The sequence below is a fragment of the Paraburkholderia antibiotica genome (genome assembly GCF_012927125.1).
Lineage (GTDB): Bacteria > Pseudomonadota > Gammaproteobacteria > Burkholderiales > Burkholderiaceae > Paraburkholderia > Paraburkholderia antibiotica.
This window is the reverse complement of record NZ_JABBFZ010000023.1, coordinates 32,644-59,353: the sequence shown is the minus strand read 5'-3', so window position 1 is coordinate 59,353 and position 26,710 is coordinate 32,644. Positions and strand designations below refer to the sequence as shown.

General features: G+C 65.0%; 24 protein-coding genes. 16 read left to right on the top strand and 8 right to left on the bottom strand.

What is annotated here, in order from left to right:
* Positions 1-39: 39 nt before the first annotated feature.
* Positions 40-1,767 carry a gamma-glutamyltransferase gene (gene ggt, locus HHL14_RS27815; protein WP_407945313.1) on the top strand — a complete coding sequence of 576 codons (1,728 nt, stop codon included), beginning with the start codon at positions 40-42 and terminating at the stop codon, positions 1,765-1,767.
* A gap of 508 nt (positions 1,768-2,275) precedes the next feature.
* Here ggt and HHL14_RS27810 read toward each other — a convergent pair.
* A complete protein-coding gene (locus tag HHL14_RS27810) occupies positions 2,276-3,325 on the bottom strand; it encodes a S1C family serine protease (RefSeq protein ID WP_169500811.1) in 1,050 nt (349 codons plus the stop codon).
* 220 nt (positions 3,326-3,545) lie between these two features.
* Between HHL14_RS27810 and HHL14_RS27805 the strand changes: the two genes are divergently transcribed.
* On the top strand, positions 3,546-3,944 hold the full coding sequence (locus tag HHL14_RS27805) for a VOC family protein (RefSeq protein ID WP_169500810.1): 399 nt from the start codon (positions 3,546-3,548) through the stop codon (positions 3,942-3,944).
* A gap of 249 nt (positions 3,945-4,193) precedes the next feature.
* Complete coding sequence (ppk2, locus tag HHL14_RS27800; RefSeq protein WP_169500809.1) at positions 4,194-5,120, top strand: polyphosphate kinase 2; 927 nt, start codon at positions 4,194-4,196, stop codon at positions 5,118-5,120.
* A gap of 49 nt (positions 5,121-5,169) precedes the next feature.
* Here ppk2 and HHL14_RS27795 read toward each other — a convergent pair whose 3' ends face one another.
* The gene (locus HHL14_RS27795; protein WP_169500766.1) at positions 5,170-5,469 is read right to left on the bottom strand and encodes a hypothetical protein; all 300 of its coding nucleotides are present in this window, start codon (positions 5,467-5,469) and stop codon (positions 5,170-5,172) included.
* On the opposite strand from HHL14_RS27795, the gene HHL14_RS27790 reads away from it, so the two are divergent.
* Positions 5,414-6,730: a lipase family protein gene (locus tag HHL14_RS27790; protein ID WP_169500808.1), complete on the top strand. Its 1,317-nt coding sequence runs from the start codon at positions 5,414-5,416 to the stop codon at positions 6,728-6,730. The two genes, HHL14_RS27795 and HHL14_RS27790, sit on opposite strands and share 56 nt — an antisense overlap.
* A gap of 202 nt (positions 6,731-6,932) precedes the next feature.
* Here HHL14_RS27790 and HHL14_RS27785 read toward each other — a convergent pair whose 3' ends face one another.
* Positions 6,933-8,519 (bottom strand): inorganic phosphate transporter, encoded by a 1,587-nt coding sequence (locus tag HHL14_RS27785; RefSeq protein WP_169500807.1) that lies wholly within the window; start codon positions 8,517-8,519, stop codon positions 6,933-6,935.
* A gap of 270 nt (positions 8,520-8,789) precedes the next feature.
* A complete protein-coding gene (locus HHL14_RS27780) occupies positions 8,790-9,383 on the bottom strand; it encodes a short chain dehydrogenase (protein WP_169500806.1) in 594 nt (197 codons plus the stop codon).
* A gap of 239 nt (positions 9,384-9,622) precedes the next feature.
* Here HHL14_RS27780 and HHL14_RS27775 point away from each other — a divergent pair, with 239 nt between their 5' ends.
* Both HHL14_RS27775 and HHL14_RS27770 read left to right on the top strand, forming a co-directional pair.
* Complete coding sequence (locus tag HHL14_RS27775; protein ID WP_169500805.1) at positions 9,623-10,468, top strand: CHAD domain-containing protein; 846 nt, start codon at positions 9,623-9,625, stop codon at positions 10,466-10,468.
* A 122-nt stretch (positions 10,469-10,590) separates the two neighbouring features.
* Complete coding sequence (locus HHL14_RS27770) at positions 10,591-12,168, top strand: GGDEF domain-containing protein (protein ID WP_329601741.1); 1,578 nt, start codon at positions 10,591-10,593, stop codon at positions 12,166-12,168.
* A gap of 51 nt (positions 12,169-12,219) precedes the next feature.
* Here HHL14_RS27770 and HHL14_RS27765 read toward each other — a convergent pair whose 3' ends face one another.
* From HHL14_RS27765 to HHL14_RS27755, 3 genes are all read right to left on the bottom strand, one after another.
* Positions 12,220-13,455, bottom strand: coding sequence for a VTT domain-containing protein (locus HHL14_RS27765; RefSeq protein ID WP_169500804.1), 1,236 nt, complete (start codon positions 13,453-13,455; stop codon positions 12,220-12,222).
* Positions 13,456-13,643: 188 nt separating this feature from the next.
* Positions 13,644-14,282 (bottom strand): GTP cyclohydrolase I FolE, encoded by a 639-nt coding sequence (folE, locus tag HHL14_RS27760; protein WP_169500803.1) that lies wholly within the window; start codon positions 14,280-14,282, stop codon positions 13,644-13,646.
* Between the two features lie 206 nt (positions 14,283-14,488).
* A complete protein-coding gene (locus HHL14_RS27755) occupies positions 14,489-15,418 on the bottom strand; it encodes a LysR family transcriptional regulator (protein ID WP_169500802.1) in 930 nt (309 codons plus the stop codon).
* A 475-nt stretch (positions 15,419-15,893) separates the two neighbouring features.
* On the opposite strand from HHL14_RS27755, the gene HHL14_RS27750 reads away from it, so the two are divergent.
* The 9 genes from HHL14_RS27750 to HHL14_RS27710 all read left to right on the top strand — a co-directional run bounded on the left by HHL14_RS27750 (position 15,894) and on the right by HHL14_RS27710 (position 25,271).
* Positions 15,894-16,601 (top strand): 3-oxoacid CoA-transferase subunit A, encoded by a 708-nt coding sequence (locus HHL14_RS27750; RefSeq protein WP_169500801.1) that lies wholly within the window; start codon positions 15,894-15,896, stop codon positions 16,599-16,601.
* 13 nt (positions 16,602-16,614) lie between these two features.
* A complete protein-coding gene (locus HHL14_RS27745; RefSeq protein ID WP_169500800.1) occupies positions 16,615-17,274 on the top strand; it encodes a 3-oxoacid CoA-transferase subunit B in 660 nt (219 codons plus the stop codon).
* A gap of 315 nt (positions 17,275-17,589) precedes the next feature.
* The gene (locus HHL14_RS27740) at positions 17,590-18,969 is read left to right on the top strand and encodes a 3-carboxy-cis,cis-muconate cycloisomerase (RefSeq protein ID WP_169500799.1); all 1,380 of its coding nucleotides are present in this window, start codon (positions 17,590-17,592) and stop codon (positions 18,967-18,969) included.
* Between the two features lie 5 nt (positions 18,970-18,974).
* Complete coding sequence (gene pcaD / locus HHL14_RS27735; RefSeq protein ID WP_169500798.1) at positions 18,975-19,766, top strand: 3-oxoadipate enol-lactonase; 792 nt, start codon at positions 18,975-18,977, stop codon at positions 19,764-19,766.
* A complete protein-coding gene (gene pcaC / locus HHL14_RS27730; protein ID WP_169500797.1) occupies positions 19,763-20,170 on the top strand; it encodes a 4-carboxymuconolactone decarboxylase in 408 nt (135 codons plus the stop codon). Before pcaD ends, pcaC begins: the two co-directional genes overlap by 4 nt.
* A gap of 252 nt (positions 20,171-20,422) precedes the next feature.
* On the top strand, positions 20,423-22,372 hold the full coding sequence (locus HHL14_RS27725; RefSeq protein ID WP_169500796.1) for an ABC transporter permease: 1,950 nt from the start codon (positions 20,423-20,425) through the stop codon (positions 22,370-22,372).
* Positions 22,369-23,181 (top strand): ABC transporter ATP-binding protein, encoded by an 813-nt coding sequence (locus HHL14_RS27720; RefSeq protein ID WP_169500795.1) that lies wholly within the window; start codon positions 22,369-22,371, stop codon positions 23,179-23,181. The genes HHL14_RS27725 and HHL14_RS27720 overlap by 4 nt, the downstream gene beginning before the upstream one ends.
* Positions 23,178-23,891 carry an ABC transporter ATP-binding protein gene (locus tag HHL14_RS27715; protein ID WP_169500794.1) on the top strand — a complete coding sequence of 238 codons (714 nt, stop codon included), beginning with the start codon at positions 23,178-23,180 and terminating at the stop codon, positions 23,889-23,891. Before HHL14_RS27720 ends, HHL14_RS27715 begins: the two co-directional genes overlap by 4 nt.
* A 171-nt stretch (positions 23,892-24,062) precedes the next feature.
* Positions 24,063-25,271: an ABC transporter substrate-binding protein gene (locus HHL14_RS27710; RefSeq protein WP_169500793.1), complete on the top strand. Its 1,209-nt coding sequence runs from the start codon at positions 24,063-24,065 to the stop codon at positions 25,269-25,271.
* A gap of 245 nt (positions 25,272-25,516) precedes the next feature.
* Here HHL14_RS27710 and HHL14_RS27705 read toward each other — a convergent pair whose 3' ends face one another.
* Complete coding sequence (locus HHL14_RS27705; protein ID WP_169500792.1) at positions 25,517-25,768, bottom strand: hypothetical protein; 252 nt, start codon at positions 25,766-25,768, stop codon at positions 25,517-25,519.
* 298 nt (positions 25,769-26,066) lie between these two features.
* Here HHL14_RS27705 and HHL14_RS27700 point away from each other — a divergent pair, with 298 nt between their 5' ends.
* On the top strand, positions 26,067-26,600 hold the full coding sequence (locus tag HHL14_RS27700) for a DUF6496 domain-containing protein (protein WP_169500791.1): 534 nt from the start codon (positions 26,067-26,069) through the stop codon (positions 26,598-26,600).
* Positions 26,601-26,710: the final 110 nt, after the last annotated feature.

The window sequence follows — 26,710 nt, the reverse complement described above, 5'->3', positions numbered from 1 at the left end:
CGTACGGATTCCGTTGTCATTGGTGAGGAGGTCACGAAGTTGTTCGGTCATCTCAAAGCATCAGCCAGCGGCTTTGCGCTGGTCGCACTCGTTTCTGTTTCAGCCGCTTTGCTCGACGCGACGCCAGCCGTCGCCAAGGCGCCCGCCAGCACGCAGCCGATCATATTGACCGGTTCGGCTATGGCGGTTCCTGATCGGTACAGCGCCGATGCCGCCGAGCAGATTTTCAAGGAAGGCGGTAATGCGATCGATGCGGCCGTCGCGATTGCCTTTGCGCTTGCGGTCACCTATCCGGACGCGGGCAATATCGGCGGCGGCGGTTTCATGACGCTATATGTCGACGGCAAACCTTACTTCCTCGACTATCGCGAGAGCGCGCCGCTCGCGGCAACCAGAAACATGTATCTCGACGACAAGGGCGAGGTCATCAAGGGCATGAGCCTCGTCGGCTATCGCGCGGTGGGCGTGCCGGGCACGGTCGATGGCATGTGGCAGGCGCAGCGCCGCTTCGGCAAGCTCAAATGGAAGCAGGTACTCGCGCCCGCGATTCACTATGCGCGCGACGGCTTCGTGGTCAGCGCGAAATTGCAGAAGCGGCGCGACGACGCGGCGAAAGACTTCGCGGGCAAGACCAATTTCGACACCTATTTCGGCGATCTGAAAGAGGGCGTCAACTTCAGGCAGCCCGATCTCGCCGCGGTGCTCGAACGTATTTCGGATCAGGGCGCCAAGGGTTTCTACACCGGCAAGACTGCCGATCTGATTGCTGCTTCGATGCGCGGCCACGGCCTGATTACCAAGGCGGATCTCGCGCAATACAAGGCCGTGTGGCGCGAGCCGGTGCAGGCCCAATGGAACGGCTATCGCGTGATTACGGCGCCGCCGCCGAGTTCGGGTGGCGTCGGCCTCGTGCAACTGCTGAAGATGAAGGCCGATCTCGCGTCCGACTTCAAGGGTGTGCCGCTTAATTCCGCGCAATACGTACATCTGATCGCGGAGATCGAAAAGCGCGTGTTCGCGGACCGCGCGCAGTATCTCGGCGACCCGGACTTTTATAAGGTGCCGGTCGCGCAACTGATCGACGATGCGTATCTCGCGAAGCGTGCGGCCGAAGTCAATCCGGGCGCGCCATCCGATACGAAGAGTGTGCTGGCGGGACTCGGCACGTCGATGCCCGAGAAGGCGGAGACCACGCACTATTCGGTGGTCGACAAATGGGGTAACGCGGTATCGAACACGTACACGCTCAATGGCGCGTTTGGTTCGGGCGTGGTGGTGGATCGCGCGGGCATCGTGTTGAACGACGAGATGGACGACTTTTCGTCGAAGCCGGGCACCGCCAATATGTTCGGCGTGGTGGGCAGCGACGCGAATGCGATCGAACCGAACAAGCGCCCGCTGTCGTCGATGGCGCCGACCATCCTGACTCGCGACGGCAAGGTTGTGCTCGTTATCGGCACGCCGGGCGGCTCGCGCATTTTCACGTCGATCTTCCAGGTGATCAACAACATCTACGACTACGACATGCCATTGCCGGATGCCGTTGCCGCGATGCGCTTCCATCATCAGTTGCTGCCGGAGAATACGATTTTCTGGGAGCCGTACAAGCCGATCGCGGGCGAACTCGCGCAGCAGATCGAGGCGAAAGGCTACAAGCTGGAAGGGCAGTCCTTCAACGGCGATATCCAGGTGATCAGGATCGACGGAGGCAAGCCGGATGCGGCGGCCGATCCGCGTGGGCGTGGCGTGACGCGGGTGGTGCAGTAGGGGCAGTCAGGAGAGCCGCCGGCCGGAGCCGGCGGTGTCGTAAGTGGATGCGTGGCTACTGCTGGTCGACTTCGGGCCACAGGCGCGGAAACAGGAAGCGCAGGTTTTTTAATGGCAGTCCGAAAGAAAGATCGCCACGATGCGAAGGCGACGCAAGCAGGTTGATATCGAGCAGCGTGCGTGTGATCCGGCGCGCCAGAACGCCGCTTACGCGTGGCATCCGATTGAATTCCGCGCGCGTGAGGGCGCGCCGCGTGGCGACGAATTGCGACGCGTTCGGTCGTACGCGCAAGCACGAGTCTTCAGGAAATGGCGATTCGAACGAAATGACCGTCGTCACGGCGGGCTGGATGGCTTTATGTAGAGTTTCCTGTCCGCGGTTATGTGCCGTAATTGATTGATTTATATTGGTTTGTTGGATTTTTTGTAGGGTTGAATGTAGGGTTGTATATCCGCACGCCGAGGCACGACCGGCCGCATCGCGGCCAGCCTCTCTTCCCCGACCCGCCTAACCTGTCTGCTCGACCGGCGTCACCGTCAATTCCACCCGCCGCGCGCCACGCAGTACCGTCACGCTGACTGGCTTGTCGATTCGCGAAGCGTCGAGCGCGCGTTGCAGGCCATCGACGTCCAGCACCGGCTGCGCGTCGATGGCGACGACCGTGTCGTCGGTGCGCAGATCGCCTTGCGCGGCCGGGCTGCCTTTGACGATCTCCATCACATGTACGCCGCTTGTCGCGGTGAGGCCGAAATAGCGCTGCACGCGCCGCGATATCGGCGTTGTCGTGCCGGCCACGCCGATATACGCGCGCCGCACGCGGCCATGCGCGAAGAGCTGCATGATGACCCACTTGGCGGTATCGATTGCGGTGGCGAAACAGATCGCCTGCGCGCCGGGGATGATCGCGGTATTCACGCCGATCACCTGGCCTGCCGAATTGATCAGCGGGCCGCCTGAATTGCCCGGATTGAGCGCCGCGTCGGTCTGGATCACGTCGTAGATCATGCGGCCGGAGTTCGAGCGCAGCGAACGGCCGAGCGCCGAAATCACCCCGGTGGTCACCGTCTGTTGCAGACCGAGCGGATTGCCCACCGCAATCGCAATCTGCCCGACGCGCAGTTTCGACGATTCACCGAGCTCGACATGCGGCAGCGGCTCCGGCGAGCCGATGCGCAGCACCGCGAGATCGCTGCCAGGGTCGTCGCCGACCAGATCGGCATCGAATTTCGCGCCGTCGGCGAGCGTCACCTGGATATGCGTCGCGCCATGCACGACATGGCTATTGGTCAGCAGATAGCCGTCGGGCGTAAATAGAAAGCCCGAACCCGTGCCGCCGCGCGCGCCACGGCTTCGCGCGGCCGACTCGCCGGGCGGACGGCGTTCCACGGCGATAAATGCGACCGCCTGCTGGACGCGCTCCAGTGCGCCGATAACGGTGCGCGAATAGGCGTCGAGCAGGGCGTCGTCGTCGCGGGTAAGGAGGTCGGTGGATTGGGGCCCGTGGGCGTCGGATGCGGCGCTCGACAGGTCATCGATGAAGCGTGGGCGGCTTCCCATGGCGATGCTCCGGAGAAACGGGCTGGGAGATGCGGGGCGGCGAGCGGGTTTTCAAGGCGCTTGGGCGTTCGAGGGCTAATGGCCGCCGCCGCGTGTGAGGCACGTATGAGACACTTTGCCGGACAAGCCATCGAGTCATTCTCGAACGATGGCTGACCGTGCCGTCGCGATCAGCCGCCTCCCTCATCGAATGCCACCTGGAGCTACCGAGCCCACCGCCATGTCCGCATCCGCCCCTTCGACCTCGCAAGCCGCGCGCGAGGCGCCGCGCATCGAATCGCTCAGCGCGATCACTCTTGCCACCGCCGATATGCAGCGCGCCGTGCCGTTCTACGAAGCGCTCGGCTTTCCGCTCAAATTCGGCGGTCCGCAGCAGGCGTTTACATCGTTCGAATTCGGCGGCTCGTATCTGAATCTGATCGCCGATGCGCGCGCGCCGGTCGACTGGTGGGGGCGCGTGATTATCTACGTGTCGGACGTCGACGCGATTTACCGCAAGGCGCTCGCGGCGGGTCTGCAGCCGTCGTTCGCGCCTTCGGACGCGCCTTGGGGCGAGCGCTATTTCCACATCACCGATCCGGACGGCCACGAATTAAGCTTCGCGCGACCGCTGCGCTAACGGCGGAGAGTCGCGCAAAACTCGCTATCATGGACGTCGCCACGCATGCACGCGCGCCGCGCCTCGGCCGCATCCGGATCAACCGCGACTCACACCCGGCTGACAAAGTCATCGGGAGTCGCTACCACGCCGCCGCCGGCGCGCCCGTTGCGGTAACACGCCTGACACCTCGCGCTTCGATAATCGAATGCGTCTGCGTCGCGTTTGCCGCCGCGCGCCATCCCATTTCCTGTTGCGAGGAGAGCCGCAATGAAAGAGCCGGACCCGAGATCTGATATCGAACTGATGGCGGAGCGGCAGCGCCGTTTCGAAGAAGACCTCATCGACGCATACGACGAAGAGCTCGAGATGGAAGTCGACGATCGCATCATCGACGGTCCGGGCGGCTTTACGGCCGAGCAGCGCGAAGCGCGCAAGCAGTACTTCCGCGAGCTGTTCCGGCTGCAAGGCGAACTGGTCAAGCTGCAGGACTGGATCGTGCAGACCGGCCATCGGCTGGTGGTGATTTTCGAGGGACGCGATGCGGCCGGCAAGGGCGGCGCGATCAAGCGCATCACGCAGCGGCTCAATCCGCGCGTATGCCGCGTCGCGGCGCTGCCGGCGCCGAACAATCGCGAGCGCACACAGTGGTATTTCCAGCGCTATGTATCGCATCTGCCGGCGGGCGGTGAAATGGTGCTGTTCGATCGCAGCTGGTACAACCGCGCGGGCGTTGAACGCGTGATGAATTTCTGTACCGACGACGAGTACGAAGAGTTTTTCCGCTCGGTGCCGGAGTTCGAAAAGATGCTGGCGCGCAGCGGCGTGCAGATTCTCAAGTACTGGTTTTCGATTACCGACGAAGAGCAGGAAATCCGCTTCCAGAACCGTATTCACGATCCGCTCAAGCAATGGAAGCTGAGCCCGATGGATCTGGAAAGCCGTCGTCGCTGGGAGGCGTATACGCAGGCGAAAGAGGTGATGCTGCAGCGCTCGCATATTCCCGAAGCGCCGTGGTGGGTCGTGCAGGCGGTCGACAAGAAGCGCGCGCGCCTGAACTGCATCAGCCATCTGCTGAGCCAGGTGCCGTATCACGAGATCGAGCATCAGCAGATCGAACTGCCGTCGCGGGTCTATCACGACGACTATAGCCGCCAGCCGGTGCCGCAATCGATGATCGTGCCCGAGGTTTATTAAGGCGCGCGCTACGTAAAGCGGCAAATAAAGCAGCGAGCAGATAGACCGGCTATAGCTGCATCGCAGGACACAGGAAAGGCGACACATTGCGTGTCGCCTTTTTTATATCGTCGCAGGTCGGAGAGATTGGGCGTTTACCTTCAAACAGCATCGAAGTGCGGCCTGTCCTGCCGCGTGTGTGCTTCAATGCGTCGAGTTGGAATTCCTGCCAAAAATCACGAAGTCCGGACGAGCCGGTTATTTCCCGGCCAAATTTACGCACCCCTGACCATTTCCTGGCGATACCTGTTTCTATGAGCTCGAAACGTCTCGCAGCAATCGCGGCAGCCGTATCCACGCTGCTGACCATGGCCGCTCCGACCGCGCACGCCGATGCGTCGACGGTGTCCGATCCGTTCTATCGCTACACCGGCACCACGCCGTTGGCCTCGATCCCATTGGGCATGGTGCTCAAGAGCCGCAGCGTCACCTATCACGTGGCCGGTCTGCCGACCGCGGTGACTGCCCAGCAATTGCTGTATCGCACCAATAACGCGCTGAACCAGCCTGTCGTCAACGTGACCTCGGTGATCCAGAGCCCGGTCAGCAATGGCCACGCCATTTCGTATCAGTCGGCCTATGACTCGTTGAACCCCTACGATGAACCGTCGCAGGTGATAGCCGGCGGGCGCGATATCACCAAAGTCGTCAATCTCGGCACGGTGATCTACAGCGCCGAATCGGTCCCGTTATCGGCGTTGCTGCTGCTCGGCTACAACATTATCGTGCCCGATACCGAAGGGCAAACGGCCGATTTCGCGGCGGGCCCCGAGTATGGAATGATGACGCTCGATTCGATCCGCGCGGCGCTCAACACCGCATCGACCGGCCTGAGTCCGTCCAGCAAGGTGGCGATGATCGGCTACTCCGGCGGCGCGATCGCGACGAACTGGGCCGCGCAGCTTGCGCCGAGCTATGCGCCGGATCTCAACAAACAGCTCGTCGGCGCGGCGGAAGGGGGTGTCCTGGTCGATCCCGCCCACAACCTGAAATACGTCGATGGCAGCATCGTCTGGGGCGGCGTCGCGCCGGCCGCGCTCGCCGGCCTCGCGCGCGGCTATCACTTCGACCTGACGCCGTACCTCAGCGACATCGGGGTGGCCGTCTTCAACGATATCCAGAATCAGTCGCTGGCCTATATCCTGCCGAAGTACACGAGTCTGCGCTGGGAGACTTTGTTCAAGCCGCAATACGCGAACGACATCAACAGCATTCCGGTGTATGTGACGTATGCGAACAGGGTGAATGCCGGGCTTGCCGCGTCGCCGACCATCCCGATGTATATCAGCCAGGGAACGGCAGGCGCGGTGGACGGCACCTTCAGCAGCCAGGTAGGCGACGGCGTGATGCTCGCCTACGATGTGCGCGCCCTCGCGAAGAAGTTCTGTTCGAGCGGCGTACCGGTCGTGTACACCGAATATCCGCTCGAACATGCGGGGACTATCGTGCCGTGGGTCGCCGGGATGCTGCCATGGCTCTACGACCGTTTCGCCGGCAAATCCGCGCCGAGCACCTGTCTCGTGACCGGGCTTCTGCCGGCCAATTCGCTCGCGCCCGAGACGCAGCACTAGAGAGCTTTGCCGGGTCGAGGCTTGGCGGATCGGAGAGCGTCGTGCCGATGCCGGGATTGTCCGGAGTAGGAGAGTCGGCGTGACGGCGCGCTTTATCGGCGCGCTGTTTTCGCTAGAGGGACGGGTTCCCTGAAGCACGCCTGCTTCGTCGTCAGCCGGAACCTTTGCCGGCCGACGGAAGCAGGCGTTTCGAACCGGGCGCCTAGAACACCGAGCGGAACACCCAGTACAGGCCAGCGGCGAGTGCGATCGACGCGGGCAGCGTCAGCACCCACGCGAGGATCAGGCTGCGCACCGTGCCCCATTGCAGGCCCGAGCCGTTGGCCGCCATCGTACCGGCCACGCCAGACGACAGCACGTGAGTCGTCGACACCGGCAGGCCATACGCGTCGGCGGCGCCGATCGTGACCATTGCGACAACTTCAGCCGCCGCGCCTTGCCCGTAGGTCAGATGCTGCTTGCCGATCTTCTCGCCGACCGTCACGACAATACGCTTCCAGCCGACCATCGTGCCGAGTCCCAGCGCGATCGCGACGGCCACCTTGACCCAGGTCGGAATGAACTTGGTCGCGTGATCGATCTGCGTTCTGAAGTTGCTGATGATCTTCGCGTCCCCGGCGGCGAACTGCGGCTGATTGGCTTTCTGCATCAGGCGAATCGCTTCGGACGCCACATACATGTTGTTACGCACGTTATCGACGATGCCTTGCGGCACCGCGGCCATCGAACCCGACTGGCCCACCTGCTGGCCGATCTGCTCGGTCAACTGCTTGAGCGCCGGCAGCGTGGCGGGCGTCAGATGACGCGTGCGCACGAATTCCTCGACATCGCCGCGCGGATTCGTGGAGGGCGCCGCGCCTTGCGTGTAGCGCGACAGCGTCTGCGCGGTCTGCTGCGCGACCGCGACGAAGTTCTGCGTCTGCTCTGGCGTAACCGCCTTGTTCAGCGCGTAGGCGGTCGGCACCGTGCCGATCAGGATCAGCATGATCAGGCCCATGCCTTTCTGACCGTCGTTCGAACCATGCGCGAACGACACGCCCGTGCAGGTCAGGATCAGCAGGCAGCGAATCCAGAACGGCGGCGGCTCCTTGCCCTTCGGCTCGGCATAGAGCGCGGGCACGCGCACCACGGCCTTGAGGATCAGCAGCAGCAGGCCGGCGAGCAGAAAGCCGACGATCGGCGAAAACAGCAGCGACTTGCCGACGCCGAGCGCCTGGTTCCAGTCGACACCGCTGGTGCCGTTCGCACCGTGCATCAACTGATTCATCAGGCCCACGCCGATGATCGAGCCGATCAGCGTATGCGAGCTCGACGACGGCAGGCCGAAATACCAGGTGCCGAGATTCCAGATGATCGCGGCGATCAGCAGCGCGAATACCATCGCGAAGCCAGCGCTGCTGCCGACCTGCAGAATCAGTTCGACAGGCAGCAGTTGCAGGATGCCGAACGCGACCGCGCCGCTCGACGTCAGCACGCCGAGAAAATTCCACGCGCCGGACCACACGACCGCGAGGTTCGGCGTGAGCGAGTGCGTATAGATCACGGTGGCGACCGCATTGGCCGTATCGTGAAAGCCGTTGACGAACTCGAAACCGAGCGCGATCAGTAGCGCGACCCCAAGCAGCAGATACGGCAGCACCGAACTTTCGCGAACGGGCTGCAGATCGTCGAGCAGATGCACGGCGCAATACACCACGCCGGCGACGAGCAGGGCAAGAAAGATAACCAGGCCGAAATTACGCCCTTTACCACTAGCGGCGTCTGGTTGCGGATACGAAAGTTCCGGCATGACGTGAGCCCCAAAAGTTTGTCGCGGAACTGCCGATGCTGCTGGGGCCATGTGTCGCAATGATGACAATTGCGTGACGGAACCGTCGTCCCATTCAAACGGCCGCCGCACGGGGCTTACACCCCTTTGCGCGGGTTCCCGCGGGCCGCCGGACGGCGGCTGGGGATAGTCAGAAGTCCGAAAACAGCTGTAGGAAGTTACCCTGGTAAGTCGATGAAGCAAACGGCGAAAAGCGTCGCGGGCGGCGGTTGCGCCGCCGCCGACCCGTACTTACGACGCGCTGATCACTTCTCCGCTCGCGCTGCCGCCAAGGCTGCGTTTATAGGCCTGCGCGACGATTTCGGCGGGGACGCCTTGCGACGGATCCTTGCCCATCGCTTCGAGCGTTTCGGCCACCCAGCCCGGGCTCACCACGTTGACGCGTGCCTTGCCGCGCAACTCGAGCGCGGCCGAACGCGCAAACGCCTCGACGCCGGCATTGACGATGCTGACCGCGGCGCTGCCTTCCATCGGCTGCTGCGCGAGCACGCCGCTCGTCAGCGTGAAGCAGCCGCCTTGCGAGACATACGCTGCGCCGCAGCGCACCAGATTGACCTGGCCCATCAGTTTGTTGGCAAGACTAAATGAAAAGTCATCGTCGCCGAGCGATGCCAACGGCGCGAATTTCGCCGAGCCGGCCGTGCAGACGACCGCGTCGAGCGTGCCCGCTTGCGCATACATCGCTTCGATGCTGCGTTTGTCGGACAGATCGACATGCAGTGCGGAGCCCCGACGGCTCGCGGTCACGATCTCGTGCTCGGGCGTCAGCAGCTTGACCACTTCGGAGCCGAGCAGGCCCGTGGCACCGACGACGAGTATGCGCATACGTCCTCCTCGAACAGGTTGGTGACGCGCGAGTTGAGCCGACAAGCCCACACGCCTGGCTCCACCATAGGCGCTGTCGGCGCGCGACGCCAATGCGCAACGGGAAAAATCGCGCCGGCGTATGTGGCTGGCCTTTTTAAAGCGTTTTTTCGCTTATCTGCCCATCAAATGCCTTACGAATACCCCGTGCGCATTATTTTTGCTACGCTGGAAAGAACCTCATGGTGTGGGGAGTGTTGATGAAGCAGGACAGTGAAGCCATCACCGAGCCGGCCCGCGAAGGATTCGCGCAGCAGGCTTTCGCCTCTTATGCGGCGCCGCTGATCGGGCAGACGATCGAACTGGCCGAAGCGGTGCACGACGACGCGTCGCCCGAAGCGCTGCACCGGCTGCGCGTGTCGTTGCGGCGCCTGCGGTCGTTGTGGTGGGCGTTCGCGCCGCTACTCGACAAGGGAGAAAACGAACGCCAGCGCGCGGTTTATCAATTTCTCGCGACGGCCGCCGGCAAAACCCGCGACTGGGACATCCTGATCGAACTGCTGGACAAGCAGCGCGGCGCTGCGCGCGACCTGCTGACGAGGCTCGAACAGGCGCGCGGCGAGACCCTTGCCGTCAGCCGCGAGACGCTGCTCAATGCCGACGTCAAGCGTCTGCTGCGCGAGGCGTTCGCGAGTACCTCCGCGCAACTGAACACCGCGCACGAACCGCGTATCGCATTGCACAAGTTCGTCGCCAAACGGGTTGGCGCGTCCGAGCGCTCGCTGAAAAAGCGCATCAAACGCGCGAGGCGCGCAAAGCGCTCGAACTACGCCGCGTTTCACGACGTCAGAAAAGCGGGCAAAAAACTGCGCTATCTGTTCGAGTTTTTCGGGCCGGTCTTGCAGGGCGGCCATAAGCGCACGCTGAAGCGCTTGAAACGCATCCAGCAATGCTTTGGCAAGCTGAACGACACTGTCGCCAGCGAGGCGTTGTTGCGCGAGAATGCGTCGATGCTTGCCGATGCCGGCGACCTGGACGCCGCGTTGCACTGGCTCGGCAAGCAACGCAAACGCCGCATGCGCGCGGTGACCGCTCTGCTGCACTGAGCGGCCGCGAGCGCCCGGCGAAAGCACCGGGACCGCGCGCCCGGCCATCATCGAACCAGACGGGGACCCACGTCGTAGCGCGACGACGTGGGAAAAAATCGTCCGCCAAGGAGGCGATAAGCGTGGTAGAGAAGTCGCATTCGCAGCGTCATCGCCTGCAGGCGACGCTGCATGCCGTCGGGGCCGACCTGACGCATTACGTCAGCAACCGGCCGTGGGTTGCCGGGGTGGCGGGCACGCTGGTCGCGACGGCGATGGCCGGCCTGACGCTGCTGACGCTCGGCGCGGGCCGCGTCGACGCGCTCAATCACGCACGCCAGAATTCGCAGAACCTGGTGTCGATCATTTCCACGGATCTGGCGCGCAACGTCGAGATCTACGACCTGTCACTGCAATCGATGGTGGACGGCGCGCGCAATCCGGTCACCTGGACGTTGCCCGCGAGCGTGCGCCGCGCGGTGCTGTTCGATCGAGCGACTACTGCCGCGTATCTCGGCGGCGCGTATCTGATCGATGCGAACGGCGAGGTCGCGGCCGCGCAGGACGACGACGCCAACACCACCGTCCATCTCGACGACCGCGAATATTTTCAGGTGCAGGCGCACGACGCCAAAACGGGCCTTTATTTTTCGCATCCATTCCATTCGCGGCTGCGCGGCGAAAAACTGTCGGTCGCGCTAACGCGGCGCATCGACGATGCGCAGGGCGGCTTCGCCGGCATTGCATTGCTGGCGATTCGCATCGAGTACTTCCAGCATCTGCTCGACCGGATCGATCCCGGTGGCGCGGGCTCGGTGTTCATCGTCATGGCGGATGGGACGTTGCTCGCGCGCAAGCCCTACGTCGCGCGCGATATCGGCGCCAGCATCGGCAAGTCGCCGACCTTTCAAACGATGAGCAGCCACGACTCGGGCACCTATATCGGGGTGGCGGCGGTCGACGGCGTGAGCCGCATGTACACCTATGCGCGCGTGCCGGGCACGCCGTTGTTCGCGGTGGTGGCGCCCGCGGTCGACGATGTGCTCGCGCCGTGGCGGCACCGCAGCCGGCTGGCCGGCGCGCTGACGGTCGCTTTCGGCGGCGTGTTCGTGGTCGTGTCGTGGTTGCTCGCGTTCGCGTTGCGCGACAAGCAGCGCGCGCAGTCCGCGCTGGTGCGCCTCGCCGCGACCGATCCGCTGACCCGGCTCAGCAATCGCCGGGTGCTCGACCAACGGCTCGACGAAGAGTGGCGGCGCGCGCAGCGCGAGCAAAAGCCGCTGTCGGTGCTGTTCATCGATATCGACTACTTCAAGCGCTTCAACGATACCTATGGCCATGCGAGCGGCGACGAGGCGTTGATCGCGGTGGCAACCTGCATTGCGTCGGTGGCGCGGCGCTCGGTTGATCTGGTCGCGCGTTATGGCGGCGAGGAATTCGCGGTGGTGATGCCGGACACGACGCCGCAGCGCGCGTTCGAGATGGGCGAGCGGATTCGTCGCAAGGTGGAAAGCCAGATCATCGTGCGCGGGCACGATACGCCGCTTACGGTGACCGTGAGTGTCGGTTGTGCGACGGCGACGCCCGCGCGTGGCGATCGCAGCGGCGGGGCCGACGTGCTTGCCGCCGCCGACCGGCAGCTATACGTGGCCAAGGAGCAGGGACGGAATCGCACCAGCTCGGCGCAGTGGGACGAGTCGGTGATGCAGGGGGCGGTGAGTTAGCGCGGCGGGCGGCGTAACTCAGTCGTAATTCAGGCATAAGTCAGGCATAAGTCAGGCACGCTGTCGGCCGCGCGGCGCGAGGCCGCGCAGCGTGACCTCGCCTTGCGTGTCGTTGCGCAATTCCGGCTGTGACTGCGGCCGCGGTTGCGCTCGCGTGGTCGCGTCGTTCGCTGCCGTGGCCAGCCAGCCCACCGGAAAGCCGCGTCGCTGCCACGCATCGAGCCCGCCGCGCAGCGCGCGAATCCGCGTATAGCCGTTGCTGCGCATGCGTTGCGAGACTTCGAACGCGGTCGTGCTATCCGGACAGATGCAGTAGATCACCATGTCATGTGTGCGCAGCGCGCCGTCGAGTTGCTCGACCGAATGCGGATCGAGCGCGAGTGCATCGGGGAAATAGCGTTGCAGGTCGAAGCGCGGCGCGTCGGGGCGTGCATCGAGCACCCGCGATGGCGCGATACGGCCCAGATGACCGAAGCGGGGCCAGCGTCGTGTGAGCGGCGCTGCGACTGGCAGCGGTGCGGTTGAGCCGGTCGTTAGCGCGATGGATGCGGGCTGCGTGGGCTCGCTGCCGCTGTTAATGCCGCCGTCGATATCGCCGTGCATTCCCACGGCCGCAGCCGCAGCCGCAGCCGACGCTGGCGCGGCCAGCACCGGCCTGCTTCGCAGCGCGGCTACCTGCGCGAGCAGGCGTCGCTCGCGCTGCCGCGCATACAGCCGATAAACCAGATAGACAAGCGCCGCGCCGATCAGAATATCGGCCAGCGTGCCGCCGCGCGCCACGACGAACGCGTGCAGCATGTGCAGCTCGCGTTCGACCGCCGCGCCGCCGAGCAGCCAGAATGCCGCCCACGCGAGCACGCTCGCGAGTTCCCACAGCGCGTAGATACGGACATCGACGGCGGTCGTGCCCATCAGCGGCGGCGTGATCAGACCGAGCCCCGGCACGAACTTCGAAATCGACACGAGCGGCACACCATAGCGTTCGAATAGCGAGCGCGCCATCTCGAGCTTCGCATCGACGGCGGGCGACAGGCGGCCGAGCCACGCGAGCAGCGTGCGGCCATACAGGCGGCCGGCCGCGAACCAGGTGCCGTCGCCGATCAGTGCGCCCAGCACCGCCGCGCCAAGGATCGGCCAGAACGACAAGGTGCCCGCGGCGATCGCCGAACCGGCGAACAGCAGCATCGGTACGGCCGGAATTGGTACGCCAAGACGCGTCAGCAGCACGTTGACGAACACGATCGCGCTGCCCCAGCTGGCAACCGCCGACGACGGAAACTGGACCAATTGAGGCGCTCCTGTTGCTGCGGTTGGATCGGCGCGCGGACGAAACCGGCCGGCGCGCCGCGCGCGCGATTTGCACAACTCGCACGGCCTACGCCACGGCCATCACGCAAAGCCCGTTCCCGCAAGCCGCCACACCGTTCGTTCAGGATACCCGATGATTCGCGCGCCGGCCTTGACCCGTCAGCGACTCAGGTGTTCGGCACCGCGACCACGCCGGGATTGCCGACGATCGACAGAAACTCGCGCCGCGTCGACGGATCGCTGCGGAACGTGCCGAGCATGCGCGAGGTGACCATCGTCACGCCGGCCTTGTGCACCCCGCGCGTCGACATGCACTGATGCGCGGCTTCGAGAATCACGCCGACGCCGGCCGGCTGCAGCACCTCGTTGAGCGTATCGGCGATCTGCACGGTCATCTTTTCCTGGATCTGCAGCCGCTTCGCGAATGCGTCGACGAGCCGCGCCAGTTTAGAAATGCCGACCACCCGATGATTCGGCAGATACGCGACATGCGCGCGGCCGATGATCGGCACCATATGGTGCTCGCAATAGCTTTCGAAGCGGATGTCCTTCAGTACGATCATTTCGTCGTAGCCGTCCACTTCGGAGAAGGTGCGCGCGAGAATTTCGCGCGGATCGGTCTGATAGCCCGCGAAGAACTCCTCGTACGCACGCGCGACGCGCGCCGGCGTATCGATCAGGCCTTCGCGGCTCGGGTCGTCGCCGGCCCAGCGCAGCAGCACGCGAACGGCTGCCTCAGCTTCGTCGCGGCTCGGGCGTTCGGCGGCCGCTGCGGGTTTGGTTTTCTTTGCCTTGCTGCTGGTCATGCGTCGTTCCTCCTGGATCGCGCGTCGACGCGACGCGTGGCGCGCGGGGTCAGTTACTGGGGCCATTGTTCCATGTTTTTATGCCAAAGTGCCGATGCCCCTGTCGTTGCCAAGGCGGGCGGCGCGGCGCGCGGCTGTCGGGCCTGCTCTGCTGTCGTGTACACAGCCGTGCGGGCCCGCGTGGATTGCCGGCTCGCGCCTCCACGCTACTTCGGCCATTCGTCCAGCGCATCGTTGAACAGTTCGGCGACCATGCCGCGCAGCCAGCTGCCGCGTGGATCGTTATGAAACTTGCGATGCCAGTGCTGCCGCAGATCGAAGCGCGGCAACGGCAGCGGCGGCTCGACCAGCATGATCGACGCATGCTCGGACACGTACGCGAAGCCGATCGCGTGCGGCACGGTGGCGAGCAGATCGGTGCGCGCGAGGATGAACGGCAGGCTCATGAAGTGCGAGGTTTCGAGCACCGCGCGTCGCTTGATGCGCTGCTTTTCCAGGTATTGCTCGAGCACTTCCTGGCTGCGTCCTTCGGCGCGCACCACTGCGTGCCCGGACGCCACGTACTGCTCGAGCGTGAGCGGTCCTTGCGACAGCGGATGGCCGCTGCGCATCAGGCAGATGAAGCGGTGCGTGAAGAGTCGCTGCTGAAAGAAGTTGGTGCCGGCCAGATCGGGGAAATAGCCGACGGCCAGATCGACGTCGCCCGATTCGAGCCCGCGTTCCACCTGCGACGGCGACACCGATACCGAGCGCAGATTCGCGTGCGGCGCGCGCTCGGCGAATAATTGCAGCAGTCGCGGCAGAAACACGATCTCGCCGACGTCGGACAGCGCGATCGAAAACGTGTGCGTGCTGGTCGCCGGGTCGAACTCCCGGACGTCGAGCATGCCTTTTTCGATGCGCAGCAGCGCGTCGCGCGCGGCGGGCAGGATCGCGAGCGCACGCGGCGTCGGCTCCATCCCCTTGGAGGTGCGCACGAACAGCGGGTCGTCGAAGTACTCGCGCAGCCGGCCGAGCGCGGTGCTCACGCGCGGCTGGCTCACGCCGAGCTGCTCTGCCGCGCGGCTCACGTTGCGCGTGTCTTCCATCGCCACCAGGTAGGGGATCAGATTCAGATCCAGTTGGGTCTCGGACATGCTTGTTCTGGGTTGCAAGGCACCGCAAAACGGGGCGCGCGGCCGGAGTATGCGGAGCGGCGCGCGTATCGCGTATCGCTATAGAGCCTAGTTGAAGAATCGCCCATAAGCATAGTGGGAATTTGCGCAACAGGTTTTTTCGCGCGCAGGCGAGGGGCTTGCGAAGCGCTTGCAAGGCGCCCGCGAAGCGCTTTGCGACCTATCATGAAGGGGGTTTTCCTGCCTTGACAACCCGCCCAAAGGACAACCATAATCGCCGGAGCGTTCGCTAAACGAATCACTGTTCATATATCGAACTTTTCGCGAATATATCGAGCAACCCGGTGGTGAACCAACCGCAGGCGTCAGCCCGCTCTCCAGCGCGCGAGCCGTCGCCAGCAGGCCCGGAGACTGTTCCCGCGCGAGCCTTGCCGCGAGCCTCGTCGGTGAGGGCTATCAGCCCAGCGGCACGTAGCGCCCCCAAAGGAAATTCGACATGATCAACAAGATTTTCGAGACTCTTCAATCGGCGGTCGCCGATGTTCACGATGGCGCGACCGTCATGATCGGCGGCTTCGGCACGGCCGGCATGCCGTCCGAGCTGATCGACGCGCTGATCGAGCAGGGCGCGCGCGACCTGACCATCGTCAACAACAACGCCGGCAACGGCGACATCGGCCTCGCGGCGCTGCTCAAGGCGAAGCGCGTGCGCAAGATCATCTGCTCGTTCCCGCGCCAGACCGACTCGTATGTGTTCGACGCGCTTTATCGCGCGGGCGAAATCGAACTCGAACTCGTGCCGCAGGGCAACCTCGCCGAGCGTATCCGCGCGGCGGGCGCCGGCATCGGCGGTTTCTTCACGCCGACCGCTTACGGCACCAAGCTGGCCGAAGGCAAGGAAACCCGTCTGATCGACGGCAAGCACTATGTGCTGGAAGCGCCGCTGCACGCCGACTTCGCGCTGATCAAGGCATACAAGGGCGACCGCTGGGGCAACCTGACCTATCGCAAGACCGCGCGCAACTTCGGCCCGATCATGGCGAGCGCCGCCAAAACGGCGATCGTGCAGGTGTCGCAAGTGGTGCCGCTCGGCGAACTCGATCCGGAAGTGATCGTCACGCCCGGCATTTTCGTGCAACGCGTGATCGAAGTGCCGCAAGCGGCACATGCCCCGGCTGCGAATCCTCACGACGCCGCTGCCTGAACCGGAGACCGACATGAAAAAACTGACCCGCGACGAAATGGCCAAGCGCGTTGCCCAGGACATCCCTGAAGGCGCATATGTGAACCTCGGCATCGGCGTGCCGACGCTGGTGGCGAACCACCTCGGCGCCGACAAGGAAATCTTCCTGCACAGCGAAAACGGTCTGCTCGGCATGGGCCCGGCACCGGCCAAGGGCGAGGAAGACGACGAACTCATCAACGCCGGCAAGCAGCACGTCACGCTGCTGACGGGCGGCGCGTACTTCCATCACGCGGATTCGTTCGCGATGATGCGCGGCGGCCATCTGGACTTCTGCGTGCTCGGCGCGTTCCAGGTGTCGGCCAAGGGCGACCTCGCGAACTGGCACACCGGCGCACCGGATGCGATTCCGGCGGTCGGCGGCGCGATGGACCTCGCGATCGGCGCGAAGCAGGTCTACGTGATGATGGAACACCTGACCAAGCAGGGCGAAAGCAAGATCACCGCCGAATGCTCGTACCCGGTCACCGGTATCGGTTGCGTGACCCGTGTCTATACGGACCTTGCGATGATCGACGTGACGAAGGAAGGCCTCGTCGTGCGCGAGATCTTCACGGATATCGGCTTCGACGAACTGCAGAAGCTGACCGGAGTGCCGATGACCGACGGCACCCAGGCCGCGCGCGCGGCTTGATGGCTGGCAGAGGCGTCGCGGCGGCGGTTCGCATGGCGGCCGCGCCGGGCGCTTCGACTTAACGGCGGTACACGAACGGGCCAGCACTGGCGAGGCAATGCCTCGGCAGCGCTGGCCTGGTAACTTCGGCGACGTGCGGGTCGCGTTTGGCGCACAATACGCAGCGATGCGATGCGATGCGATGCGATGCGCTGCGGCACGTGCGTGTATTACCGCAGGTCGTTCGCACTGCCATGCCGCCACGGCGTCGGCTTCACCACGCCACCCGCGGCATCGCTTCTTCATTTCCGATTCCCCTCGAACATCGACGTCACCATGCTCGACTCCAGCGCCCGTCTGACTGGCCTTCTTTGCGGCACACAGCCGATGAACGACATCTGGGCGCCGCGTGCCACGCTGCAGCGGATGCTCGACGTCGAAGCCGCGCTTGCGCGCGCTTCGGCTGCCCACCAGGTGATTCCCGCCGCCGCCGTCCCCGCGATCGAAGCCGCCTGTCAGGCCGATCAGCTCGACGCCGATGCGCTCGCGCGCGATGCCGCGCTTGGCGGCAACCTCGCGATTCCACTCGTCAAGCAACTGACCGCGCGCGTGAAAGCCGCCGACGCGGAAGCCGGCAAATACGTGCATTGGGGCGCGACGAGCCAGGACATCATCGATACCGCGACGGTGCTGCAACTGCGCGACACCTTCGAGCTGCTCGACAGCGGTCTGCAATCCACCTGCGACGCGATCGCGAAACTTGCGGCCGCCCATCGCGCGACGCCGATGATCGGCCGCACGTGGCTGCAGCAGGCGCTGCCTATCACGCTCGGTCTCAAGTTCGCGCAATGGCTCGACGCGCTGCTGCGCCATCGCGAGCGCCTCGATGAATTGCGCGCGCGCGTGCTGGTGCTGCAATTCGGCGGCGCGGCCGGCACGCTCGCGAGCCTGCGCGACGCGGCTCTCCCGGTCACGCAGTCGCTCGCCAAGGAACTCGGCCTCGCGGTGCCGACGCTGCCGTGGCATACGCAGCGCGATCGCATCGCCGAAACGGCGTCGCTGCTCGGCATGCTGATCGGCACGCTCGGCAAGATTGCGCGCGATGTGTCGTTGCAGATGCAAACCGAAATCGACGAACTCGCCGAACCGGCCGCGGCCGGCAAGGGCGGTTCGTCGACGATGCCGCACAAGCGCAATCCGGTCGGCTGCGCGGCCGTGCTGACCGCCGCGACGCGCGCGCCTGGCCTCGTTGCCACCGTGTTCGCCGGGATGGTGCAGGAGCACGAGCGCGCGCTCGGCGGCTGGCAGGCCGAATGGGACGCGCTGCCGGATCTCGCGCGTCTCGCGGGCGGCGCGCTCGCGAACATCGAACAGATCGCCGCGGGCCTGAACGTGAACGTCGCGCGCCTTGCGAAGAATCTCGACGTTACGCGCGGCCTGATCCTCGGCGAAGCGGTGATGCTCGCGCTCGGCGATTCGATCGGCCGGCTCGACGCGCATCATCTGGTCGAGCGTGCATCGAAAGCGGCGATCGCCGACGGCAAGACGCTCTACGACGTGCTCGCCGCCGACCCCGCCGTGACCCAGCATCTTTCGTCCGAGCGCCTGAAGCAGTTGCTCGATCCCGCTCAATACGTCGGCCAGGCGCACGCATATGTCGACGCCGCGCTGGCGCTTCACACCTCGCGCGCGCAGCGCGCCCATTCCAAGGAGTAACCGGCATGCCCTACGCCGCAGTCAACGGCACCGAGCTTCACTATCGCATCGACGGCGACCGTCACGGCCACGCGCCGTGGCTGATCCTGTCGAACTCGCTCGGCAGCGATATGTCCATGTGGACGCCGCAGGTCGCGGCGTTGTCGAAGCACTTCCGCGTGCTGCGCTACGACACGCGCGGTCACGGTCATTCGGAAGCGCCGAAGGGTCCGTACACGATCGAGCAACTGACCGGCGACGTGCTCGGTCTGATGGATTCGCTGAAGATCGCGCGCGCGCATTTCTGCGGCCTGTCGATGGGCGGCCTCACGGGCATCGCGCTCGCCGCGCGTCATGGCGATCGCTTCGAGCGCGTCGTGCTGTGCAATACGGCCGCGCGCATCGGGTCGCCGGAAGTGTGGGTGCCGCGCGCCGCGAAGGCTCGCAACGAAGGCATGCTCGCGCTCGCCGACGCGGTGCTGCCGCGCTGGTTCACGGCTGACTTCATCGAACGCGAGCCGGTCGTGCTGGCGATGATCCGCGACGTGTTCGTGCATACGGATAAGGAAGGCTACGCATCGAACTGCGACGCGATCGACGCCGCCGACCTGCGCCCCGAAACGCCCGGCATCAAGCTGCCGGCGCTGGTGATCAGCGGTACGCACGATCTGGCCGCAACGCCCGCGCAAGGCCGCGAACTCGCGCAGTCGATTCCGGGTGCACGCTACGTCGAGCTCGACGCATCGCACATCTCGAACATCGAGAAGGTCGACGAATTCACGAAGACCGTGATCGACTTCCTGACGGAGGCGAAATGAACGACGAAGACCGCTACGAAGCCGGACTTGGCGTGCGTCGCGCGGTGCTGGGTAGCGCGCACGTCGACCGCTCGCTCGCGAATCGCACCGAGCTGACCGACGAATTCCAGAACCTGATCACCCGCTATGCGTGGGGCGAGATCTGGACGCGCGATGGTCTGCCGCGTCATACGCGCAGCCTGCTGACCATCGCGATGATGGTCGCGCTGAATCGCAGCGAGGAACTCGCGTTGCACCTGCGCGCCGCGAAGAACAACGGCGTGACGCGCGAGCAGATCAAGGAAGTGCTGCTGCAAACCGCGATCTATTGCGGCGTGCCCGCGGCGAACTCGGCGTTCCATCTGGCCGACAAGCTGTTCCGCGAGGACGACGCGGCTGCCGCCTCTGCTGCTGCGAAGGCGTAACGGCGCGGCAATCCGCTGCTAATCTGCCGCCGATCCGCTACCGATCGGGAAACGCGCGCCAGGCGAACCTGGCGCGCGTTTTTTTATGCGTCGAGCGCCGCGCAGGGCGGCGCGCTTCGGCGTAGATTTCGAGTGGGTTGTGATGCGGGATGATTCACTGGTAGTGTCCTGCCTTTGACGCGCGCGCAGGGTGCCGCACGCGCTGCTACGCCTGCCGATCCCTCGTCGTTCGGCAAGCCGCCGAGGATCACGATGCTTTCGAACTTGCTGGTACAACTGGTCAATGGACTTGCCGACGCGTCGACGCTGTTTCTGGTCGCCGCCGGTCTGTCGTTGATCTTCGGCGTGACGCGCATCGTCAACTTTGCGCACGGCTCGTTCTATATGCTCGGCATCTACGTCGCGTACAGCATCGCGAGCCGCTATGGACACACGGCGGGCGGTTTCTGGCTGTCGGTGCTGGCCGCCGCGCTCGCGGTCGCGGTATTGGGCGCGCTGGTCGAAGTCGTCGTGCTGCGGCGGATCTATCAGGCGCCGGAACTGTTCCATCTGCTCGCCACGTTTGCGCTGGTGCTGATCTTTCGCGATGCCGCGCTGTGGCTGTGGGGCCCCGAAGATCTGTTCGGCCCGCGTGCGCCGCATCTGGCCGGCGCGGTCGATTTTCTCGGCCATCCGCTGCCGACCTACGATATCGCACTGATCGGGATCGGTCCGGTCGTCCTGCTGCTGTTGTGGTACGCGTTGACGCGCACGCGCTGGGGCACGCTGGTGCGCGCGGCCACGCAGGATCGCGAGATGCTCGGCGCGCTCGGCATCAATCAGGCGTGGCTGTTTACCGGCGTGTTTTTCGTCGGCGCGTTTCTCGCGGGACTCGGCGGTGCGCTGCAGGGGCCGCGCATGTCCGCGAATCTGTCGCTCGATCTCGAGACGATCGGCAACGCGTTCGTGGTCGTCGTGGTCGGCGGGATGGGCTCGATTCCGGGCGCGTTCGTCGCGGCACTGCTGATCGCCGAGATCAAGGCGCTGTGCATCGGCATCGGCCACGTGACGATCTTCGGCGTCGGCGTGTCGCTGAGCCGCTTCACGCTGGTCGCTGAATTTGTCGTGATGGCGATCGTGCTGGTGGTGCGGCCGTGGGGTCTGCTGGGCCGCGCAAGCGCTGCGGTGCGCGCGATGGGCGCACCGGAAGCGCCATTGCGCCCGGCCGGCAAACGTCTGAAGTGGCTCGCCGCATTCGTGTTGCTGGGGCTCGTGCTTGCACCGCTCGCGGCCAACACGTTTCCGTATATGCCGGTGCTGCTGGTCGAGATTCTGATCGCGGTGCTGTTCGCGACGAGCCTGCATTTCATCATGGGCCCCGGCGGTCTGCACTCGTTCGGCCATGCCGCGTACTTTGGACTCGGCGCGTACGGCGCGGCGTTGTTCCTGAAAGTGCTGAATCTGTCGATGGAGGCCGCATTGCTGCTCGGACCGTTGCTCGCGGTGGTCGGCGCGCTCGTGTTCGGCTGGTTCTGCGTGCGTCTCTCCGGCGTCTATCTGGCGATGCTGACGCTCGCGTTCGCGCAGATCGTCTGGTCGGTCGTGTTCCAGTGGGATGACGTGACCGGCGGCAGCAACGGCATTCTCGGGCTATGGCCATCGACCTGGCTGTCGTCGCCGGTCGCGTTCTATTACCTGACGCTCGTGTGCGCGGTGCTCGGCGTGTGGCTGCTGCGCCGGATGCTGTTCTCGCCGCTCGGCTACGCGATGCGCGCGTCGCGCGATTCCGCGCTGCGCGCCGAGGCGATCGGCATCGACGTGAAGCGCGTGCAATGGGCGTCGTTCGTGATTGCGGCGCTGTTTTGCGGGCTCGCCGGTTCGCTGTACGCGTTTTCGAAGGGCAATATCTCGCCGGAAGCGATCAGCGTGAGCCGTTCGGTCGACGGTCTCGTGATGGTGCTGCTCGGCGGCCTGCAGACCTTGAGCGGGCCGATCGTCGGCGCGGCGGTGTTCACGTGGCTACAGGATACGGTCGCGCGGCAGACCGACTACTGGCAGGCGCTGCTCGGCGTCGCGATCCTGTTGCTGGTGATCGCGTTTCCGCAGGGCATCGTCGGCTTTATTCGCGAGCGTTTCGGCGATGCGCATGCCGATCAGGCCGATAGCGCCAATGGCGGCAAGGGATCGTCGCAACCGGCCGCCGCGGCCAAGGAGGGCCTATGAGCCTGCTGCGCGTCAGCGGTCTGTCGCGATCGTTCGGTGGCCTGAAGGCCGTCGATAACGTGTCGTTCGATCTCGAAGCGGGCCAGCTGCTGGCGCTGCTTGGGCCGAACGGTGCCGGCAAGTCGACCTGCTTCAACATGGTCAATGGACAATTACCGCCGTCGTCGGGCTCGATCCTGCTCGACGGTCATGAGCTCGTCGGCATGCGGCCGCGCGAAATCTGGCGGCGCGGCGTGGGCCGCACGTTCCAGATCGCCGCGACCTTCAACTCGATGACGGTGCTCGAAAATGTGCAGATGGCGCTGGTTTCGCGCGAGAAAAAGATTTTCGGCCTGTGGAAGCCGGCCGGTTCGCACTATGCCGACGAAGCGTTCGCATTGCTCGAACAGGTCGGCATGGGCGCGCATGCGAAGCGCGCGTGCGGCGTGCTGGCTTATGGCGATGTGAAGCGCGTCGAGCTGGCGATCGCGCTCGCGAACCGCCCGAAGCTGCTGTTGATGGACGAACCGACCGCCGGCATGGCGCCGAAGGAGCGCAACGAATTGATGGCGTTGACCAAACGTCTCGTGACCGAGCACCGGATCGGCGTGCTGTTTACCGAACACAGCATGGACGTCGTGTTCGCGTACGCCGACCGGATGATCGTGCTCGCGCGCGGCAAGCTGATTGCCGAGGGCGATGCCGATACGATCCGCAACGACGCTCGCGTGCAGGAAGTCTATTTCGGCACCGGCAAGACGTTCCGTCCGCATGCGCCGCCGCACGATGCGGCGGGCGGCGCGCAGAACGGTCAGGGGGCGCGGCAATGAGCGAACCGATGCTGAAAGTCTCCGGCCTCAACGCGTTCTATGGCCGCGCGCATATCCTGTTCGACGTCGGCCTCGAAGTCGGCCGTGGCGAAGTGGTCGCGCTGATGGGCCGCAACGGCGCCGGCAAATCGACGACGATGAAAGCGGTGATGGGATTGCTGCCGCGCCGCCAGGGTGAGGTGACGTTTCGCGGCCAGAACATCGGCGCGCTCGCGCCGTACCGGATCGCGCGGATGGGCGTCGGCTACGTGCCCGAGGATCGCCGTGTGTTCGCGGACCTGACGGTGATGGAAAACCTCGACACCGGCCGCCAGCCGCCGCGCGAAGGCGCGCCGCAATGGACGCCCGAAAAGCTGTTTCGCCTGTTTCCGAATCTCGGCGAAATGCCGACGCGTCCGGGCGGCCAGATGAGCGGCGGCGAACAGCAGATGCTGACCGTGTCGCGTACGCTGATGGGCAATCCGTATCTGGTGCTGCTCGACGAACCGTCCGAAGGCGTCGCGCCGGTGATCGTCGAACAGATGGCGAACATGATTCTCGAACTGAAGCGCGAAGGGCTGTCCATTCTGTTGTCCGAACAGAATCTGCACTTCGCCGAGCTGGTCAGCGACCGCGCGTATGTGCTCGAAAAAGGGCAGATTCGTTTCAGCGGCACGATCGGCGAACTCGCACGGAACGAAACCGTGAGGCGTGCTTATCTGAGCGTGTGACGCGATCGGGTAAGACCCCGGCTCGCCCGCACGGCCCGAACTCGGTACGATGCCGGCTTGTCGTGGCGGCTAGCGAGCCGCCTCAAACGCTTCAAACCGTCGACCGCCCGAATTCCCGAACGAATCCCGAACCCGAAAAAAGCAGCAATCTTTAAGATCATGGAGAAACGCATGACCACGCGCGCAGGATGGATCTCTCGCCTCATGGTGTCGACCGTGTGCTCGCTCGCCGCGCTCGGCGCGAGCGCCCAGCAGACCATCAAGATCGGCGAGATCAATAGCTATAAGGCGCAACCGGCCTTTCTCGGGCCTTACAAGCAAGGCTGGAATCTCGCGCTCGAGCAGGTGAACGCGGCGGGCGGCGTGCTCGGCAAGCAGCTCGAAGTCGTTTCGCGCGACGACAACGGCAACCCCGGCGATACGATCCGCGTCGCCCAGGAGCTGATCGCGCGCGAGCAGGTGCAGCTGCTGTTCGGCGGTTTCCTGTCGAACACCGGTCTCGCGCTCGCTGACTTCGCGAAGCAGAAGAAGATTTTTTTCCTCGCCGCCGAGCCGCTGACCGACAAGATCGTCTGGGCCGATGGCAACAAATACACGTACCGTCTGCGTCCTTCCACCTACATGCAGGTCGCGATGCTGGTGCCGGAGGCGGCCAAGCTGAAGAAGAAGCGCTGGGCGCTGGTGTATCCGAACTACGAGTACGGACAGTCGGCGGTCGCGACCTTCAAGAAGCTGCTGACGGCCGCGCAGCCGGACGTGCAGTTCGTCGTCGAACAGGCGACGCCGCTCGGCAACGTCGATGCGGGCGCCGTGACCCAGGCGATCGCCGACGCGAAGCCCGACGCGATCTTCAACGTGCTGTTCGCCGCCGATCTCGGCAAGTTCGTGCGCGAGGGCAATACGCGCGGGCTCTTCAAGGATCGCGCGGTGGTGTCGCTGCTGACCGGCGAGCCCGACTACCTCGATCCGCTGGGGGCCGAGGCGCCGACCGGCTGGATCGTGACCGGCTACCCGTGGTATTCGATCGATACGGCCGCCAACAAAAAGTTTGTCGAAGCGTACCAGGCCCGGTATCACGACTATCCGCGTGTCGGCTCGGTGGTCGGCTACTCGGCGCTGATGTCGATCGCAGACGGCATCAGGAAGGCCGGCTCGACCGATCCGGACAAGCTCGCCGCCGCGTTCAAGGGGCTCAACGTGCAGACGCCGTTCGGGCCGATCACCTACCGCGCGCAGGACAACCAGTCGACGATGGGCGCGTATGTCGGCGTGACCGGCGTGAAGGACGGCAAGGGCGTGATGACGTCGTATCGCTATATCGACGGCGCGAGCGTGCAGCCGTCGGATGCCGAGGTCAAGAAGCTGCGGCCGGCGGATTGAGGGGCTGGTGCGCGGCGGGTGCGTTGGATGCGCGGCGGGTGCGTGGCCGGTCCGCGCAAGGTTGCGCAACTTCGAGCTTGCTGCGCGGCTTGAGCCGGCGGTGGGCTGACGTTGGATCGGCCGCGTACGACCGCCGCGCGCCAACCTCGTGACTCGCAACTCTCGCGGTCCTGGTGGCCGCGGGTAGGCTGCAAAAGCGGACGACGAAGCGCGCTGCGACGTGCCGCAGCGCGTGCCTGCCAACCCTATTCCTCCGCGTCGTGCTCGGTGACGAAGCGTTTCAGATACGCGAGCACGGCGGCTTCCATCGCGCGATGATCGGCGGTGCTCTTCGAGCCCGCGTTCTCTTCGTCGCCGAACAGCGTGGATGGCGCGTTGTGCACGTCCACCTCCTGCCCCTCGCGAAACACACGAATTTCGTGAACATCTTCGACGTACTCGGCGACCCAGTGCACGCCTTCGATGTGCGCACCCGCGCGAACGGTAGGTATCTTCATGAGTCTTCTCCGATGCAGAGCTGTCGGGGCGGACCCGCTGCCGCTCCTGTGCCGCCCGTTGCCTATCACCATACGCCGTCCGGCTGTCGCGCGCGAGTTTTGCCGCGAGTGGGGGCGGCGTGGCTCGCGGCGAATTCTTTGGCCAATCCAGTAGTGAATCCGGCGGCAAATCCCACCGCGAGCGTGGCCTCGGAAAGCGCATCGCCTTCGCAAAGCCGCTGCGCCACGCACGCGCGCACCGACCTCCGGCACGGCCGTTGCTGAACCACAAGGCCACAGCCACAACCGGAGAACTGTCATGCCAGAGCAGAAAACCCTCAAGCGTGCCGCTGCCGATAAACGCGCCGGCAAGTCGGCGAGCACTCAAGCGGGAGAGTTCGTCAAGGAACAGGTCGACAAGGTGCGCGCCGGCAAGCACGGCGTGCGTTCGGCGAAGCAGGCGATCGCGATCGGGCTGTCGGAGGCGCGTCGCGCGGGCGTCGACGTGAAGCCGCCGAAGCCGGGCGCGACGAGCGCGGCGACCCGCAAGAAAGCGCAGAAGGACAGCGCGGCGGGCCAGCAGGTCAAGCACGACGGCGCGGCGAAGAAGAGCGCGAGCACGGAGTCGAGCGCGAAACGCTCGCGCGTGAGCAGCCGCGTGCTGAAGCGCGAGAGTCAGGCCGGCGCGTCGCCGACGGCGATGTCGAAGCAGGCGAAGTCGGCGGCGGCGAAGCGGCCCGCGGCGAGCCGTTCGGCGGCGGCGAAGAAGGCGGCCGCGACCAAGGGCGCGGCGGGACGCTCGGCGGCGGCGAAGAAGGCCTCCCGGACGCGGGCGGCGCGCGCGCATCACTGACGCGATGCGATGCGGGGGCGGGTGGGGTGCAGCGGGTTTGCCGCCGTGCGGGTTTGAAAAGGATGGCCGCGCGCCAGCAGGGTGAACTAGCGGGCGCGAGGTCTGCACGC

Coding starts and splice junctions, on each gene's coding strand:
- HHL14_RS27805 (WP_169500810.1), top strand. CDS start 3,546: ATGTCCGCATCCGCCCCTTCGACCTCGCAAGCCGCGCGCGAGGCGCCG.
- HHL14_RS27790 (WP_169500808.1), top strand. CDS start 5,414: ATGAGCTCGAAACGTCTCGCAGCAATCGCGGCAGCCGTATCCACGCTG.
- HHL14_RS27780 (WP_169500806.1), bottom strand. CDS start 9,383: ATGCGCATACTCGTCGTCGGTGCCACGGGCCTGCTCGGCTCCGAAGTG.
- HHL14_RS27810 (WP_169500811.1), bottom strand. CDS start 3,325: ATGGGAAGCCGCCCACGCTTCATCGATGACCTGTCGAGCGCCGCATCC.
- HHL14_RS27700 (WP_169500791.1), top strand. CDS start 26,067: ATGCCAGAGCAGAAAACCCTCAAGCGTGCCGCTGCCGATAAACGCGCC.
- pcaD (WP_169500798.1), top strand. CDS start 18,975: ATGCCCTACGCCGCAGTCAACGGCACCGAGCTTCACTATCGCATCGAC.
- HHL14_RS27750 (WP_169500801.1), top strand. CDS start 15,894: ATGATCAACAAGATTTTCGAGACTCTTCAATCGGCGGTCGCCGATGTT.
- HHL14_RS27740 (WP_169500799.1), top strand. CDS start 17,590: ATGCTCGACTCCAGCGCCCGTCTGACTGGCCTTCTTTGCGGCACACAG.
- HHL14_RS27785 (WP_169500807.1), bottom strand. CDS start 8,519: ATGCCGGAACTTTCGTATCCGCAACCAGACGCCGCTAGTGGTAAAGGG.
- HHL14_RS27775 (WP_169500805.1), top strand. CDS start 9,623: ATGAAGCAGGACAGTGAAGCCATCACCGAGCCGGCCCGCGAAGGATTC.
- HHL14_RS27755 (WP_169500802.1), bottom strand. CDS start 15,418: ATGTCCGAGACCCAACTGGATCTGAATCTGATCCCCTACCTGGTGGCG.
- ppk2 (WP_169500809.1), top strand. CDS start 4,194: ATGAAAGAGCCGGACCCGAGATCTGATATCGAACTGATGGCGGAGCGG.
- HHL14_RS27725 (WP_169500796.1), top strand. CDS start 20,423: ATGCTTTCGAACTTGCTGGTACAACTGGTCAATGGACTTGCCGACGCG.
- HHL14_RS27745 (WP_169500800.1), top strand. CDS start 16,615: ATGAAAAAACTGACCCGCGACGAAATGGCCAAGCGCGTTGCCCAGGAC.
- HHL14_RS27715 (WP_169500794.1), top strand. CDS start 23,178: ATGAGCGAACCGATGCTGAAAGTCTCCGGCCTCAACGCGTTCTATGGC.
- HHL14_RS27705 (WP_169500792.1), bottom strand. CDS start 25,768: ATGAAGATACCTACCGTTCGCGCGGGTGCGCACATCGAAGGCGTGCAC.
- HHL14_RS27795 (WP_169500766.1), bottom strand. CDS start 5,469: ATGGTCAGCAGCGTGGATACGGCTGCCGCGATTGCTGCGAGACGTTTC.
- pcaC (WP_169500797.1), top strand. CDS start 19,763: ATGAACGACGAAGACCGCTACGAAGCCGGACTTGGCGTGCGTCGCGCG.
- folE (WP_169500803.1), bottom strand. CDS start 14,282: ATGACCAGCAGCAAGGCAAAGAAAACCAAACCCGCAGCGGCCGCCGAA.
- HHL14_RS27710 (WP_169500793.1), top strand. CDS start 24,063: ATGACCACGCGCGCAGGATGGATCTCTCGCCTCATGGTGTCGACCGTG.
- HHL14_RS27720 (WP_169500795.1), top strand. CDS start 22,369: ATGAGCCTGCTGCGCGTCAGCGGTCTGTCGCGATCGTTCGGTGGCCTG.